The sequence below is a fragment of the Pseudoalteromonas sp. SG41-1 genome (assembly GCF_014164575.1).
In the GTDB taxonomy this organism is placed as follows: Bacteria; Pseudomonadota; Gammaproteobacteria; order Enterobacterales; family Alteromonadaceae; genus Pseudoalteromonas; species Pseudoalteromonas rhizosphaerae.
Map to the genome: position 1 here is coordinate 1 of NZ_JACJFL010000024.1, position 15906 is coordinate 15906.

Here is a 15906-nt window from a genome sequence, read left to right on the forward strand (position 1 = left end):
GGAGCGTTATCGATTGATGCGAAATCTTTAGCAACACCGCCGTATACTTTTGCAAGTACGTTAGTGATTGCTGCAGTTAGGGTAGTTTTACCGTGGTCAACGTGGCCGATTGTACCTACGTTTACATGCGGTTTTACGCGTTCAAACTTTGCTTTTGCCATCTTAAAAAATTCCTATAAAGAAATTAAAGGTTCAGTCCACTGTGGACCAAACCGAGCTAAAAATTACTTAACAGCGCGAGCTGTAATTATTGTGTCCGCAACATGTTTCGAGGCTTCAGCGTACTTCAAAAACTCCATAGAGTATGAGGCACGGCCTTGTGTTGCAGATCGTAGATCAGTAGCATAACCAAACATTTCAGAAAGCGGAACCTGGGCGTTAATTAATTTAAGTCCACCTAGCGCATCTTCCATGCCTTCGATCATACCGCGGCGACGGTTTAAGTCACCAACTACATCACCCATGTTTGCTTCAGGAGTGAGTACTTCAACCTTCATCATTGGCTCTAATAGTACAGGGTCTGCTTGTAGCGCGCCTTGTTTCATTGCCAGTGAACCCGCTATTTTAAATGCCATTTCATTCGAATCTACATCATGGAATGAACCATCATATAAAGTCGCTTTCACACCAAGTAATGGGTAGCCTGCCAGCACACCTTGAGACATTTGCTCTTGGATGCCTTTGTCTACCGCAGGGATGTATTCTTTTGGAACGGAGCCACCTACGGTTTCGTTAACGAACTCGTAAATTGGGGCTTCATCATCCGAAATATCCATCGGTTCAAGTTTAAGCCAGACATGACCATATTGACCACGTCCACCTGATTGACGTATGAATTTACCTTCAACTTTAACAGTTGAACGAATAGCTTCACGGTAAGAAACCTGCGGCTTACCAACGTTACATTCAACACTGAATTCACGTTTCATACGGTCGACAATGATATCAAGGTGAAGTTCACCCATACCAGAAATAATAGTCTGGCCTGATTCTTCGTCAGTTTGTACGCGAAAAGACGGATCTTCTGCCGCTAGTTTACCTAGCGCGATACCCATCTTATCTTGGTCAGCGATTGTGCGAGGCTCAACCGCAACAGAGATAACTGGTTCAGGGAATTCCATACGCTCAAGCGTAATAATAGAATTCGGATCACACAGTGTTTCTCCTGTTGTTACGTCTTTGAGACCAATAGCCGCCGCAATATCACCTGCGTAGACTTCTTTGATCTCTTCACGTGAGTTTGAATGCATCTGAACGATACGGCCAAGACGCTCACGCTTACATTTTACTGGGTTGTATACCGCGTCACCCTGTTTAACAGTACCAGAGTAAACACGGAAGAAAGTTAAAGTACCAACGAACGGGTCTGTTGCAATTTTAAAAGCAAGTGCAGCAAACGGTGCGTTGTCATTAGCTGGACGTTCTTCCTCAGTACCATCTTCAAGGATACCTTGAATTTGTTTCACTTGTGTTGGTGCAGGCATATATTCAATAACGCCATCAAGCACAGCTTGAACGCCTTTATTTTTAAATGCACTACCACATGTAACTGGGACGATTTCGTTAGCCAATGTACGCTGACGCAAAGCATTTTTAATTTCTGCTTCGCTCAGGTCTTCACCTTCCAAATACTTATCCATTAGTTCTTCAGATGCTTCAGCAGCGCTTTCAACTAAGTTCGAGCGCCATTCTTCAGCTAAATCTTGAAGTTCTGCCGGTATTGCCTCATAGGTGAAAGTCATTCCCTGGTCTTCATCATTCCAGTTAATCATTTTCATTTTTATGAGGTCAATAACACCTTTAAAGTCGTCTTCAGCGCCTACTGGTAGCTGAATTGGAACAGGCGTTGCTCCAAGACGAGATTTCACCTGGCCAACAACCGTTAAGAAGTCAGCGCCCGTGCGATCCATTTTATTTACGAAGATCATTCTCGGAACTTCGTATTTGTTCGCTTGACGCCAAACTGTCTCAGTTTGCGGCTGTACACCAGATGAAGCACAAAGCACAACTACCGCACCATCAAGTACACGTAAAGAACGTTCTACTTCAATAGTGAAATCCACGTGCCCTGGAGTATCAATTATATTGATACGATGAGCGTCAAATTGCGCGTCCATCCCTTTCCAGAAACACGTTGTTGCAGCAGAAGTGATTGTGATACCACGCTCTTGTTCCTGCTCCATCCAGTCCATAGTTGCGGCGCCATCATGTACTTCACCGATCTTATGAGAAAGACCTGTGTAGAACAGAACACGTTCTGTTGTGGTGGTTTTGCCTGCATCTACGTGAGCAACAATACCGATATTGCGGTAGCGCTCAAGTGGAGTTGTACGTGCCATAAAATCCTCTTAAAGGTTAAGGACAGATTACCAACGGTAATGTGCGAATGCTTTATTCGCTTCAGCCATACGGTGAACGTCTTCACGTTTCTTAACCGCAGTGCCTTTGTTGTCAGAAGCGTCAACAAGTTCTTGAGCTAAACGTAAGCCCATAGATTTCTCGCCACGCTTACGTGCAGCGTCTACTAACCAACGCATACCTAATGCGTTGCGACGTACTGGACGTACTTCTACTGGTACTTGATACGTTGAACCACCAACACGGCGAGATTTAACCTCAACCTGTGGACGGATGTTTTCAAGTGCAGTTTCAAAGATTTCAAGGTGCGATTTGCCTGATTTCTCAGCAGCCACATCTAGCGCACCGTAAACGATTTTTTCAGCAGTAGATTTCTTGCCGTCTAACATTACGATGTTAACGAATTTTGCAAGAAGTTCCGATCCGAACTTAGGATCTGGAAGAATTTTACGTTGACCTATTACGCGTCTTCTAGGCATTTTGTATCTCCGGTTTATTCAGGTTTGCTCTTTCGAGTCAATCACCCAAAACAATAATTAAAAATATTTAGTGCTTGGCCTTACTAACGGAATACAATTAGCCTTTAGGGCGTTTTGCACCGTATTTAGAACGAGCTTGACGACGGTCGCTAACGCCTGCACAGTCAAGTGCACCACGAACAGTGTGAAAACGCACACCTGGTAAATCTTTAACACGACCACCACGGATTAGGATTACACTATGCTCTTGAAGGTTATGACCTTCACCACCAATGTATGAAGTTACTTCGAAACCGTTAGTTAAACGTACACGAGCTACTTTACGTAACGCCGAGTTTGGTTTCTTAGGTGTAGTTGTATATACGCGAGTACATACACCGCGCTTTTGCGGACACGCTTTAAGCGCAGCTGAGTTACTTTTCGTAACCTTGCTACGACGTGGCTTACGCACTAGCTGGTTAATAGTTGCCATTTAAATAGCTCCTGAAATTAAAATTACTACTGAAAAAAATAAAAAAATCCGCCCTTTATTTACAAGCTCGTACCAAACGTGCAGGTAAATGGGTGGCGGAATTTTAATGAGCAAAGATTGAGCTGTCAACCTAAACCGTTAGCAAGGCAGTAGATAACTGCCTTGCAAAAACCTAATCTATTGATTAAGTTAGATTTATTGATTTCCAGATAAATCTGCGTTTAAAGCATCAGTTAGCGCTTGAGTTGCCTCTTCTGCACTTACTGTTTGCTCTTCAACTACAACTTTGCTCTGCTTACGACGAGCCATACGTTCTTGATGATACGCAAAACCGGTACCGGCTGGGATCAAACGACCCACAATTACGTTTTCTTTCAGACCGCGAAGTTCATCGCTCTTACCATTTACAGCGGCTTCAGTTAGGACACGAGTTGTCTCCTGGAACGAGGCTGCCGAGATGAAAGATTCTGTGGCTAGTGATGCTTTAGTGATACCCATTAATTGGATTTCATATTTAGCAGGTAACTTGCCTTGAGCTTCTAAGTCGCGGTTTGCGATATTAACGCGTGCCACTTCAATTTGCTCACCGGCTAAGAATTCACTATGGCCGCCGTCAAGGATCGTACACTTACGGATCATTTGACGGATAATTGTTTCAATGTGCTTGTCATTGATCTTAACGCCTTGCAAACGGTAAACCTCTTGCACTTCGTTAACGATATAGTTAGCAACATGAGTCACACCACGTAGGCGTAAGATGTCATGTGGTGATTCAGGACCATCGGCGATAACTTCACCTTTAGACACTTGCTCACCCTCAAACACGTTAAGTTGACGCCACTTAGGGATCATTTCTTCGTAATGATCGCCTTCAGCTGGCGTAATAACTAAACGCTTCTTACCTTTAGTCTCTTTACCGAAGCTAATCGTACCGGTGATCTCAGCTAAGATAGCTGGCTCTTTCGGTTTACGCGCTTCAAATAAGTCGGCTACGCGTGGTAGACCACCCGTGATATCACGAGTTTTCGAACCTTCCTGCGGAATACGTGCTAACACGTCACCTGGGTTTGCCGTTACACCGTCTGTTACTTCAATCGTAGTGTATGAAGGAAGACGAGTTTCTTGCAGACCGCGCTCTTCACTTTCGATGATAAGCTTCGGCTCTTTCGCATTTATCTTAGCAAGATCTTTAACAACTACACGGGTTAAACCAGTTAGTTCATCAGTCTGTGCTTCAGTGTTTGAGTCATCGATATCGCTGAACGATACTTTTGACTTATGCTCAAGAACGATTGGGTGACTATGCGGGTCCCAAGTAGCAACGATGTCGTTACCTTGAACTTCCGTATTGTCTTGTACTGTTAATACCGCACCGTAAGGTACTTTATAACGCTCTTTCTCACGACCATGGCTATCGATGATAGTGATTTCAGTAGAACGAGAGGTAATAACAATCTTACCGTCAGTGTTTAATACATATTTTGCGTTATGAAGCTTCAATGTACCGTTAGTTTTAACTTGTACATTGTTTTCAGCAGATGCTCTTGATGCTGCACCACCGATATGGAAAGTACGCATCGTAAGCTGTGTACCCGGCTCACCGATTGATTGTGCCGCGATAACACCTACTGATTCACCCGCGTTGATGATATGACCACGTGCAAGGTCACGACCGTAACACTTAGCACATACACCAAAGTCGTTATCACAGGTGATAACTGAACGTACGCGAACCTCATCTACTGAGTGCTCTTCTAAAAGATCACACAGTTTTTCGTCAAGCATGATATTACGCTCTACTAGTACTGTATTAGTACCAGGGATCACAATATCTTCAGCAACAACACGACCAAGTACACGTTCGCGAAGTGCTTCTACAACGTCACCACCTTCAATAAGCGGTTTCATTGTTAAGCCATCTTCTGTGCCACAATCGTCTTCGTTGATTACCAAATCTTGTGCAACGTCTACTAGACGACGCGTTAGGTAACCCGAGTTCGCTGTTTTCAGTGCTGTATCGGCAAGACCTTTACGCGCACCATGCGTTGAGATGAAGTACTGAAGTACGTTTAGACCTTCACGGAAGTTAGCGGTGATTGGCGTCTCGATGATTGAACCATCTGGACGTGCCATTAGACCACGCATACCTGCTAGCTGACGGATCTGAGCGGCACTACCACGAGCACCAGAGTCGGCCATCATAAACACTGAGTTAAATGACGGTTGCTCTTCTTCTTCACCTTGGGCATTGATAACCGTGTCTTTTGACAAGTTGGCCATCATTTCACGTGATAAGTTTTCATTTACACGTGACCAGATATCGATAACTTTATTGTACTTTTCACCAGCCGTTACAAGACCTGATTGGAATTGTTGGTTGATTTCAGTTACTTCAGCTTCAGCTGCTTCGATAATTGATGCTTTGATCGGTGGGATAACTAAGTCATCGATACCGATTGAAACACCTGACTTCATTGCGTAGTGGAAACCGGTATACATAACTTGGTCAGCAAAGATAACTGTATCTTTAAGACCAAGACGACGGTAACACTCGTTTAATAAGCCAGAAATTTGTTTCTTACCTAGGGCCTGATTGATTGACGAAAACGGCATGCCTTTTGGTAAAATAAGAGACAAAATTGCACGACCAACAGTTGTATCGATAACAGTTACAGTGTCTTCTACTACACCATTTTCGTTTTTAACTGATTCGCTAATACGTACTTTCACGCGAGCGTGAAGGTCTGCATTACCGCTGCGGTATGCTTTTTCTGCTTCTTTTGGATCTTTTAAGATCGCGCCTTCGCCTTTCGCGTTGATGCGGTCACGGGTCATATAATATAGACCCAATACAACGTCCTGTGATGGAACGATGATTGGCTCACCATTCGCAGGAGATAGGATGTTGTTTGTTGACATCATCAATGCACGAGCTTCAAGCTGCGCTTCAATCGTTAGCGGTACGTGTACCGCCATTTGGTCACCATCGAAGTCGGCGTTGTAGGCCGCACATACTAATGGATGCAAATGGATTGCTTTACCTTCGATAAGCACAGGTTCAAACGCTTGGATACCCAAACGGTGAAGTGTTGGTGCACGGTTAAGTAATACTGGATGTTCACGAATTACTTCGTCTAATACATCCCATACTTCCGGAACTTCACGCTCTACCATTTTCTTAGCAGCTTTGATTGTCGTAGCCATGCCGCGACGCTCTAGTTTGCCATAGATAAATGGTTTGAATAGCTCAAGTGCCATCTTCTTAGGAAGACCACATTGGTGAAGCTTAAGTGTAGGACCAACTGTGATTACAGAACGGCCTGAATAATCTACACGCTTACCAAGTAAGTTCTGACGGAAACGACCTTGCTTACCCTTGATCATATCAGCAAGAGATTTAAGCGGACGCTTGTTAGAACCTGTAATTGCACGACCACGACGACCGTTATCAAGTAGCGCATCAACCGCTTCTTGTAACATACGTTTTTCGTTGCGTACGATAATATCCGGTGCAGCTAAATCTAGCAGACGTTTAAGACGGTTATTACGGTTAATAACACGACGGTAAAGGTCATTTAGATCAGAAGTCGCAAAACGGCCACCATCAAGTGGTACTAATGGACGTAGATCAGGTGGCAATACTGGAAGTACTGTCATGATCATCCACTCAGGGTTATTACCTGATTGGTGGAACGATTCCATTAATTTAAGACGTTTAGTGATCTTCTTACGCTTAGTTTCAGAGTTAATTGTTGGTAACTCTTCACGCATTTCAGCAATTAATTGCGCAAGATCGAGTTCACGAAGCAAGTCTAATACTGCTTCAGCACCCATCTTCGCTTCAAACTCATCACCGTGCTCTTCTAGTGCATCTAGGTATTCTTCTTCACCTAATAGCTGACTACGCTCAAGCGTCGTCATGCCAGGCTCAGTTACTACGAATGATTCGAAGTAAAGAACACGTTCAATATCACGAAGCGTCATATCAAGCATTAAGCCGATACGTGACGGTAATGATTTTAAAAACCATATATGTGCAACTGGGCTCGCAAGGTCGATGTGACCCATACGATCGCGACGCACTTTAGTGAGTGTTACTTCAACGCCACACTTTTCACAGATCACACCACGGTGTTTAAGACGCTTATATTTACCACATAAGCATTCATAATCTTTCACTGGACCGAAAATACGGGCACAGAATAAGCCATCGCGCTCAGGCTTGAAAGTACGGTAGTTAATAGTCTCAGGTTTCTTTACTTCACCGTATGACCATGAACGAACCATGTCTGGTGAAGCAAGACCAATGCGAATTGCATCGAATTCTTCGGTCTTATTTTGTTGCTTCAGAAACTTAAGTAAGTCTTTCACCTTAGCTCTCCTGTCGGAGTTAATCTTGAGGACGGATGATTTCGTCCCTACATTCTATTCGGCCGTAACAGATGCTGCAGGCTAGCTGCAGCATCTAATTGGCTTAATTTTCTTCCAACTCGATGTTGATACCCAGTGAGCGGATTTCTTTCAACAATACGTTGAACGATTCTGGCATACCTGGTTCCATTTTATGGTTACCATCAACGATGTTTTTATACATCTTAGTACGACCGTTCACGTCATCCGATTTCACTGTTAACATTTCTTGTAGAGTGTAAGCGGCACCGTATGCTTCTAGTGCCCATACTTCCATCTCACCGAAACGCTGGCCACCGAACTGTGCTTTACCACCCAGCGGCTGCTGAGTAACAAGGCTATAAGAACCAGTAGAACGCGCATGCATTTTGTCATCAACTAAGTGATTCAGTTTCAGCATGTACATGTAACCAACAGTTACTTGACGTTCAAACTGATCGCCAGTACGGCCATCATAAAGTGTAACCTGACCACTACGAGGGTAGCCAGCTAGCTCAAGCATGTCTTTGATTTCGCTTTCTTTCGCGCCATCAAATGCAGGAGTAGCGATTGGTAAACCACCTTTTAAGTTTTCAGCCAAACGACGAATTTCGTCATCTGTGAAGCTAGCAATGTCTACGAACTGGCGAGATTCACCAATTTCGTATGCTTGCTTGATGAAGTCACGTAGCTCATGAAGCTCACGTTGTTCTTTCATCATTTCTTCAATACGCTCACCAATACCACGAGCAGCTAGACCCATATGTGTTTCAAGGATCTGACCGATGTTCATACGTGATGGTACACCCAGCGGGTTAAGTACGATATCAACAGTACGACCTTTATCATCGTATGGCATATCTTCTACTGGTACGATAGTCGAGATAACACCTTTGTTACCGTGACGACCCGCCATTTTATCACCTGGTTGGATACGACGTTTAACAGCTAGGTATACTTTAACAATCTTAAGTACGCCTGGTGCTAAGTCATCACCTTGGGTAATTTTACGACGTTTGTTTTCAAACTTTTTATCGTATTCAGCTTTTAGCTCATCATACTGGGCTGCTAGTTGCTCAAGTTCAGCTTGCTTATCTTCTTCAGCAAGACTTTGAGTTAGTAGCTTCTCAGCATTCAATGACGCTAATCTATCTTCATCTTGACCGGCTGCGATAAGTAACTTACGAGCACGATCTAACACGCCTGCTTCAAGAATACGGAATTCTTCGTTAAAGTCTTTTTTCGCGTCACGAAGTTGCATTTCTTCAACTTCTAGCGCGCGCTTGTCTTTTTCAACACCATCACGGGTGAAGACTTGCACGTCAATTACAGTACCTGTTACAGAGTTTGGTACACGTAATGAGCTGTCTTTAACGTCAGACGCTTTCTCACCAAAGATAGCTCGTAGTAGCTTCTCTTCAGGAGTTAATTGCGTTTCGCCTTTCGGAGTCACTTTACCTACTAGGATATCGCCGCCTTTAACTTCAGCACCGATATAAACAACACCTGATTCATCAAGCTTGCCTAGTGCAGATTCACCCACATTCGGGATATCTGCAGTGATCTCTTCAGGACCTAACTTAGTATCACGGGCAACACACTGTAGTTCTTGAATATGGATAGTCGTTAGACGATCTTCTTCAACTACGCGCTCTGATAGTAAGATTGAATCCTCGAAGTTATAACCGTTCCATGGCATGAATGCCACGCGCAAGTTTTGACCAAGGGCTAAGTCACCTAAGTCAGTCGAAGGACCATCTGCTAACACGTCACCACGAGTAACCGGTTCGCCAACCATACAAGTTGGTTTTTGGTTAATACATGTGTTTTGGTTAGAACGTGTGTATTTGGTTAAGTTGTAGATGTCGATGCCCGCTTCACCAGGGATGCGTTCTTCTTCATGTACATTAACAACGATGCGACTTGCGTCAGCATACATTACTTCACCACCACGTTTAGCAACAATCGTTACACCAGAATCTTTCGCTAGTGTTAACTCAATACCAGTACCTACTAACGGTTTGTCCGCTTTCAATGTTGGTACTGCTTGACGTTGCATGTTTGAACCCATCAATGCACGGTTAGCATCATCGTGTTCTAGGAACGGGATAAGTGCTGCCGCTACAGAGATCACCTGTTGTGGTGATACATCCATATATTGCTGGTCCATGCGACCCATAAAGGTAGATTCACCTTTGTGACGACATGGGATTAATTCATCAACAAACTCATTGGTTTCAGTTAAGTTTGAGTTCGCCTGTGCGATAACAAACTGACCTTCTTCAATGGCTGATAAGTAATCAACTTCATCAGTTACTACACCGTCTACCACTTTGCGGTAAGGTGTTTCTAAGAAACCATAGTCATTGGTACGTGCGTACGTAGACAATGAGTTAATTAGACCGATGTTTGGACCCTCAGGAGTCTCGATTGGACATACGCGACCATAGTGAGTTACGTGAACGTCACGTACTTCAAAGCCAGCGCGTTCACGTGTAAGACCGCCCGGCCCTAATGCAGAAATACGACGTTTGTGCGTCACTTCTGATAGCGGGTTATTTTGGTCCATAAACTGTGATAACTGAGACGAACCAAAGAACTCTTTAACTGCTGCCGAAATAGGCTTAGCGTTAATAAGATCTTGTGGCATGATCGCATCTAGGTCACCTAAGCTTAAACGCTCACGTACCGCACGCTCTACACGTACTAAACCTACACGGAACTGATTCTCAGCCATTTCGCCAACACTACGAATACGACGGTTGCCTAAGTGGTCGATATCATCAACATCGCCTTGACCGTTACGAATAGAAATTAATACTTTCATAACAGACACGATGTCTTCTTTGCTTAATGTGCCTGGGCCTGTGTCAGTGTCATAACCAACACGGCTATTGAACTTCATACGACCTACAGTAGATAAGTCATAACGTTCTTCAGAGAAGAACAAGTTCTCAAATAAGGCTTCAGCCGCGTCTTTCGTCGGTGGCTCGCCTGGGCGCATCATGCGATAAATTTCTACTAGTGCTTCTAAGCGGTTAGTGCTTGAATCAATACGTAACGTATCAGAAATATATGCACCGCTGTCCACTTCATTGATATATAGAGTATCAATTTTAGTGTGACCTGCTTTAACCAATTCAGCCATTAACTCTAAAGTTAATTCATCATTCGCGTTTGCAATCACTTCACCCGTTGACTCATCAACGTAGTTTCTAGCAATTACACGGCCAATGATATACTCATGGGGTACTTCTAAATGGCTAATGCCTTTTTTCTCAATGCTCTTGATATGACGCGCTGTTACACGACGGCCAGACTCAACGAACACTTCACCGTCTTCACTTTTTATATCAAAGGCAGCGGTTTCACCACGTAAACGTGATGGCACAAGTTCCATAAGAACTTTACCGTCAGTTACTTCAAACGCAGTGGTTTCGAAGAAGATGTTTAAGATCTCTTCTGTCGTGTACTCAAGTGCACGCAACATGATTGACGCCGGTAATTTACGACGACGGTCAATACGTACATATAAGTTATCTTTTGCATCAAACTCAAAATCTAACCATGAACCACGGTATGGGATAACACGTGCGTTATAAAGCACTTTACCTGATGAGTGAGTTTTACCGCGGTCGTTATCAAAGAATACACCAGGGCTACGGTGTAGCTGAGAAACGATAACACGCTCTGTACCATTGATTACAAAAGTACCGGTATCGGTCATGAGCGGAATTTCGCCCATGTAAACTTCTTGCTCTTTAATGTCTTTAACTGTGCCTGGCGCTTCTTTATCCATCACCACAAGGCGTAGTTTTACGCGAAGTGGAGCAGAATAAGTCACACCGCGAATTTGACATTCTTTTACATCGAAAACTGGCTCACCAATACGATAACTTACGTATTGAAGCTCAGAATTTCCCGAGTAGCTTTTGATTGGGAACACAGAACGGAAGGCAGCTTCCAAACCATGATCGCCATCAGCGTCCGGCACTAAGAATTTTTTAAACGATTCTAACTGCGTTGACAGTAAGAAAGGTATATCCAAAACTTGTGGACGTTTACCAAAATCCTTACGGATACGTTTCTTTTCAGAATAAGAGTAAGCCATGGGGTTCCTCAGCTTGCTGATCTTTGACCCGACCTGTTCTTGTAAGAACAGACTTAACTGGCATCTAAGCCAAGATTGTACAACATTTAATTGTTGTTCCAATTAACTCCCACTTTAACACTAGCAAACTATAAAGCGTTGAAAGTAAAGAGAAAATTAGATTTTATTTGAGCTATAGGAATACATCGCTCTATAGCGCAAAAAGGCCGGTGATTAAATAATCACCAGCCCTTGCCTGATTTCTCAGACAGCGAACTTAGCAAAAGCTAAATTACTTAACCTCAACTTCAGCACCAGCTTCAGTAAGGTCTTTAGCAAGAGCTTCAGCTTCTTCTTTAGATACACCTTCTTTAACAGGTGTAGGAGCAGCTTCAACAAGAGCTTTCGCTTCTTTAAGGCCTAGGCCAGTTGCGCTACGAACAGCTTTGATTGCCGCAACTTTATTAGCGCCAGCGCCAGTAAGGATTACGTCAAATTCTGTTTTCTCTTCAGCAGCTTCAGCAGCAGGACCTGCTACCATAGCAGCTGCAGCAGTTACGCCGAATTTTTCTTCCATTGCTTCAACAAGAGCAACAACGTCCATTACTGACATTTCAGCAATTGCGTCAAGGATTTGGTCTTTAGTTACAGACATTACAAATTTCCTAATAATTAACGGACTCTAGGTCCAAAAAAATTTTACACCGAAAGATTGATTAAACAGCTTAAAATTAAGCAGCTTGCTCTTCTTTCTGTACACGTACTGCTTCAATTGTTTTACACAATTTGCCAGCAGACGCTTCTTTCATAGCGCTCATTAAGCGTGCAACAGCTTCGTCGTATGTAGGTAATGTAGCAAGCATTGCTGCATCAACAACATTTCCTTCAAAAGCGGCCGTTTTAAGCTCAAATTTCTCGTTCTTCTTTGCAAAAGCAGAAAAGATACGCGCAGCAGCACCTGGGTGCTCTGATGAGAAAGCGATTAAGCTTGGACCAACAAATGAATCAGAAAGGCACTCAAACTGTGTTCCTTCAAGAGCACGTTTTGCTAAAGTGTTACGGACAACTTTCATCCAAACACCATTTGCACGAGCTTCTTTACGAAGGGCAGTGATTGCGCCAACTGTTACACCACGAGAATCTGCAACAACTGCAGATAGAGCACCATTGGCTGCTTCGTTGACTTCAGCAACAATTGCTTTTTTGCCTTGAAGATTTAAAGCCATGGGTGTTACTCCTGGTTTAATGGGTTACCGTACATCGGCTTCCCTGTTCTACTCTTCCCTACCAAACAAGATAGAGATGCTTTTTACGGCGAGAGCCAGAAGATTAGGAAAAATCTATCTGGGGATTCACACCGTCTACGTAGGTGAATATTAAGGCCGAAGCCACCTACGGTCTTGGACGGAAGCCCAATTTATCGTTTTGCCCGAAGGCGCACCGAAATTATGGACTTCAACCCGAATTCTTTACTTGTTGAGAAAACAAAATTTCTCAACAAAATGGCGCAAAATTATAGTATAAATTTCACGCCATGTAAACACTCAATTAAACAACAGTTGTTGTTAAAGTGCTTTGGTCAACAGAAACACCTGCGCCCATTGTTGTAGAGATGGTTACTTTCTTAACGTAAACACCTTTTGCTTGTGAAGGCTTAGCCTTCTTAAGCGCAACAATTAGCGACTCAAGGTTTTGTTGAAGTTGCTCAACTGTGAAATCAACCTTACCAATAGTAGTATGGATGATACCATTTTTGTCATTGCGGTAACGCACTTGACCAGCTTTAGCATTTTTAACTGCTTCTGCAACGTTAGGTGTTACAGTACCAGTTTTAGGGTTTGGCATTAGACCACGTGGGCCTAAGATTTGACCTAGTTGACCAACAACACGCATAGCGTCTGGTGATGCAACAACAACGTCAAAGTTCATCTCGCCTTTCTTAACTAGCTCAGCAAGATCTTCCATACCTACTAGTTCAGCACCAGCTTCTTTCGCAGCTTCTGCGTTAGCGCCTTGTGTGAACACTGCAACGCGAACGTCACGACCAGTACCGTTAGGTAGTACAGTTGCACCACGAACGTTTTGGTCAGATTTACGAGCATCGATACCAAGGTTAACAGCAACGTCAACACTTTCTACGAATTTAGCTGTCGCTAACTCTTTTAAAAGAGCAACTGCTTCGGTGATTTCGTAATCTTTAGTCGCTTCCACTTTTTCGCGGATAGTACGCATACGTTTAGTTAATTTAGCCATTATCTTAGTCCTCTACGTTCAAGCCCATCGCACGCGCAGAACCTGCGATAGTGCGAACCGCAGCTTCTAAATCAGAAGCTGTAAGGTCAGGTTTCTTTGTCTCAACGATTTCTTCAAGTTGAGCACGAGTTACTGTGCCTACTTTTTCAGTGTTAGGACGGCCTGAACCAGATTTGATACCTGCAGCTTTCTTAAGTAAGTAAGCAGCCGGTGGCGTTTTCATGTCGAACGTAAATGAACGGTCGCCGTAAACAGAGATCACTACAGGAACTGGAGCGCCTTTTTCGATAGATTCTGTACGTGCGTTGAACGCTTTACAGAATTCCATGATGTTTACACCGTGTTGACCTAGTGCTGGACCTACTGGAGGACTAGGGTTAGCCATACCAGCAGCAACTTGTAGCTTGATTAGAGCTTCAACTTTCTTAGCCATTATAAATACCTCATTAGGTGGGTCTTAGCCTTGTGCGCGCGAGGACGCGTACTCTAGCGGCTTCCCAGTTTAAAAATTGGTTTCTCACTTTTCTGTATACAAACCAAGAAATGCTTACTTTGAATACAAAAAGGCCGCTGATTATAAGTTAATCAGCGGCCTTTTTCAAGCTTTATACCAAACAATATATTTTTTGGTATAAATCAGTTAATTTGTTTATCTATCTTGCTCAACTTGACCAAATTCAAGTTCAACAGGAGTAGAACGACCAAAGATAAGTACCGATACTTTTACGCGGCTCTTTTCATAGTCAACAGCTTCAACCACACCACTGAAATCAGCAAATGGGCCGTCAACAACACGTACCACTTCACCTGGTTCAAATAACGTTGCAGGCTTAGGCGCTTCAGCGTTTTCTTGTAAGCGGTTAAGAATACGATCAGCTTCTTTAGCGCTAATTGGTGCTGGACGATCAGACGTACCACCGATGAAGCCCATAACACGCGCGGTGCTATTTACTAAGTGCCAGCTTTTATCGTTCATATCCATTTGGATAAGTACATAACCTGGGAAGAACTTGCGCTCAGATTTACGCTTTTGACCAGCGCGCATCTCAACCACTTCTTCAGTAGGTACTAATACTTCACCAAAGCTATCTTCCAAACCTTCGATCTTGATATGCTCAAGAATAGTTTGTGCAACACGCTTCTCATAACCTGAGAAAGCCTGTACTACGTACCAACGTAGTTTCTTTTCGTTGTTCTCATCCGACATGGGATCAGATCTCCAATCCAGTTAAAAAGCCTACTGCGCGGAATAAAATGCCATCTAATCCCCAAAGGATAAGTGCCATAATCGCAGTTGCAACCATTACAATAAATGTCGTATGGGTAGTTTCTTGGCGCGTAGGCCACACTACTTTACGTACTTCGATGCGTGCTTCTTTTGCAAAAGCAAGGAAGGTACGCCCTTTTTCAGTTTGTGATGCAATCCCCAAACCAGCGGCAACAGCAACAACAACACCAATAGCACGTAATAACACAGACTGATCTGCGTACATATAGTTACCAACTACTGCGCCTGCAAGTAGCGCAATTGCCACAAGCCACTTTACTGAATCCATCGCACTTGATGGAGTTTCTACATTCGTGCTCATAATATTATTACCTTAACTACAGACACAACAACCCTACACTATGGCAGGGTTAATCCATTAAAATCCAAACTTAAAAACAGACTTATTTAAACCGATTTTTAACCTCAGACTTTACCCACAAACAGGATAAAATGGCAGGGGCGGAGAGACTCGAACTCCCAACCATCGGTTTTGGAGACCGCTGTTCTACCAATTGGAACTACGCCCCTGCAAAGTGGATGCCTATTATACTTACGCAATTCATTAACACAAGTGTAAAAGATGCCCATAAGTCAA

12 protein-coding genes and 1 tRNA gene are annotated in these 15906 nt (G+C 43.5%); all 13 read right to left on the bottom strand.

Features of this window, described 5'->3' with window-relative positions; all coding sequences use genetic code 11:
- Window positions 1–161, bottom strand: a 161-nt coding sequence (locus tag H5203_RS13630; protein WP_246175643.1) for a GTP-binding protein, incomplete at its 3' end; no start/stop codon positions are given.
- Between the two features lie 63 nt (window positions 162–224).
- A complete protein-coding gene (gene fusA, locus H5203_RS13635; RefSeq protein WP_145238305.1) occupies window positions 225–2339 on the bottom strand; it encodes an elongation factor G in 2115 nt (704 codons plus the stop codon).
- A gap of 27 nt (window positions 2340–2366) precedes the next feature.
- On the bottom strand, window positions 2367–2837 hold the full coding sequence (rpsG, locus tag H5203_RS13640; protein WP_054206871.1) for a 30S ribosomal protein S7: 471 nt from the start codon (window positions 2835–2837) through the stop codon (window positions 2367–2369).
- A gap of 97 nt (window positions 2838–2934) precedes the next feature.
- Window positions 2935–3309, bottom strand: coding sequence for a 30S ribosomal protein S12 (gene rpsL / locus H5203_RS13645; RefSeq protein ID WP_002958885.1), 375 nt, complete (start codon window positions 3307–3309; stop codon window positions 2935–2937).
- 195 nt (window positions 3310–3504) lie between these two features.
- A complete protein-coding gene (rpoC, locus tag H5203_RS13650) occupies window positions 3505–7680 on the bottom strand; it encodes a DNA-directed RNA polymerase subunit beta' (RefSeq protein WP_145238302.1) in 4176 nt (1391 codons plus the stop codon).
- Window positions 7681–7783: 103 nt separating this feature from the next.
- On the bottom strand, window positions 7784–11809 hold the full coding sequence (gene rpoB / locus H5203_RS13655; RefSeq protein WP_145238299.1) for a DNA-directed RNA polymerase subunit beta: 4026 nt from the start codon (window positions 11807–11809) through the stop codon (window positions 7784–7786).
- 271 nt (window positions 11810–12080) lie between these two features.
- The gene (gene rplL / locus H5203_RS13660; RefSeq protein WP_064668694.1) at window positions 12081–12443 is read right to left on the bottom strand and encodes a 50S ribosomal protein L7/L12; all 363 of its coding nucleotides are present in this window, start codon (window positions 12441–12443) and stop codon (window positions 12081–12083) included.
- A gap of 76 nt (window positions 12444–12519) precedes the next feature.
- A complete protein-coding gene (rplJ, locus tag H5203_RS13665; RefSeq protein WP_145238296.1) occupies window positions 12520–13014 on the bottom strand; it encodes a 50S ribosomal protein L10 in 495 nt (164 codons plus the stop codon).
- Window positions 13015–13336: 322 nt separating this feature from the next.
- Window positions 13337–14041: a 50S ribosomal protein L1 gene (rplA, locus tag H5203_RS13670; protein WP_145238292.1), complete on the bottom strand. Its 705-nt coding sequence runs from the start codon at window positions 14039–14041 to the stop codon at window positions 13337–13339.
- Window positions 14042–14045: 4 nt separating this feature from the next.
- Window positions 14046–14474, bottom strand: a complete 429-nt coding sequence (gene rplK, locus H5203_RS13675; protein WP_008108462.1) for a 50S ribosomal protein L11 — start codon at window positions 14472–14474, stop codon at window positions 14046–14048.
- Between the two features lie 216 nt (window positions 14475–14690).
- Complete coding sequence (nusG, locus tag H5203_RS13680; protein WP_145238289.1) at window positions 14691–15248, bottom strand: transcription termination/antitermination protein NusG; 558 nt, start codon at window positions 15246–15248, stop codon at window positions 14691–14693.
- Between the two features lie 4 nt (window positions 15249–15252).
- On the bottom strand, window positions 15253–15630 hold the full coding sequence (secE, locus tag H5203_RS13685; RefSeq protein WP_016710555.1) for a preprotein translocase subunit SecE: 378 nt from the start codon (window positions 15628–15630) through the stop codon (window positions 15253–15255).
- Window positions 15631–15762: 132 nt separating this feature from the next.
- A tRNA-Trp gene (locus tag H5203_RS13690) sits at window positions 15763–15839 on the bottom strand.
- Window positions 15840–15906 lie beyond the last annotated feature (67 nt).

Bases quoted from the DNA above. Each gene is read 5' to 3' on its own strand.
- rpsG (WP_054206871.1), bottom strand. From the start codon at position 2,837: ATGCCTAGAAGACGCGTAATAGGTCAACGTAAAATTCTTCCAGATCCT.
- rplA (WP_145238292.1), bottom strand. From the start codon at position 14,041: ATGGCTAAATTAACTAAACGTATGCGTACTATCCGCGAAAAAGTGGAA.
- rplJ (WP_145238296.1), bottom strand. From the start codon at position 13,014: ATGGCTTTAAATCTTCAAGGCAAAAAAGCAATTGTTGCTGAAGTCAAC.
- rpsL (WP_002958885.1), bottom strand. From the start codon at position 3,309: ATGGCAACTATTAACCAGCTAGTGCGTAAGCCACGTCGTAGCAAGGTT.
- rpoB (WP_145238299.1), bottom strand. From the start codon at position 11,809: ATGGCTTACTCTTATTCTGAAAAGAAACGTATCCGTAAGGATTTTGGT.
- rplL (WP_064668694.1), bottom strand. From the start codon at position 12,443: ATGTCTGTAACTAAAGACCAAATCCTTGACGCAATTGCTGAAATGTCA.
- fusA (WP_145238305.1), bottom strand. From the start codon at position 2,339: ATGGCACGTACAACTCCACTTGAGCGCTACCGCAATATCGGTATTGTT.
- nusG (WP_145238289.1), bottom strand. From the start codon at position 15,248: ATGTCGGATGAGAACAACGAAAAGAAACTACGTTGGTACGTAGTACAG.
- rplK (WP_008108462.1), bottom strand. From the start codon at position 14,474: ATGGCTAAGAAAGTTGAAGCTCTAATCAAGCTACAAGTTGCTGCTGGT.
- secE (WP_016710555.1), bottom strand. From the start codon at position 15,630: ATGAGCACGAATGTAGAAACTCCATCAAGTGCGATGGATTCAGTAAAG.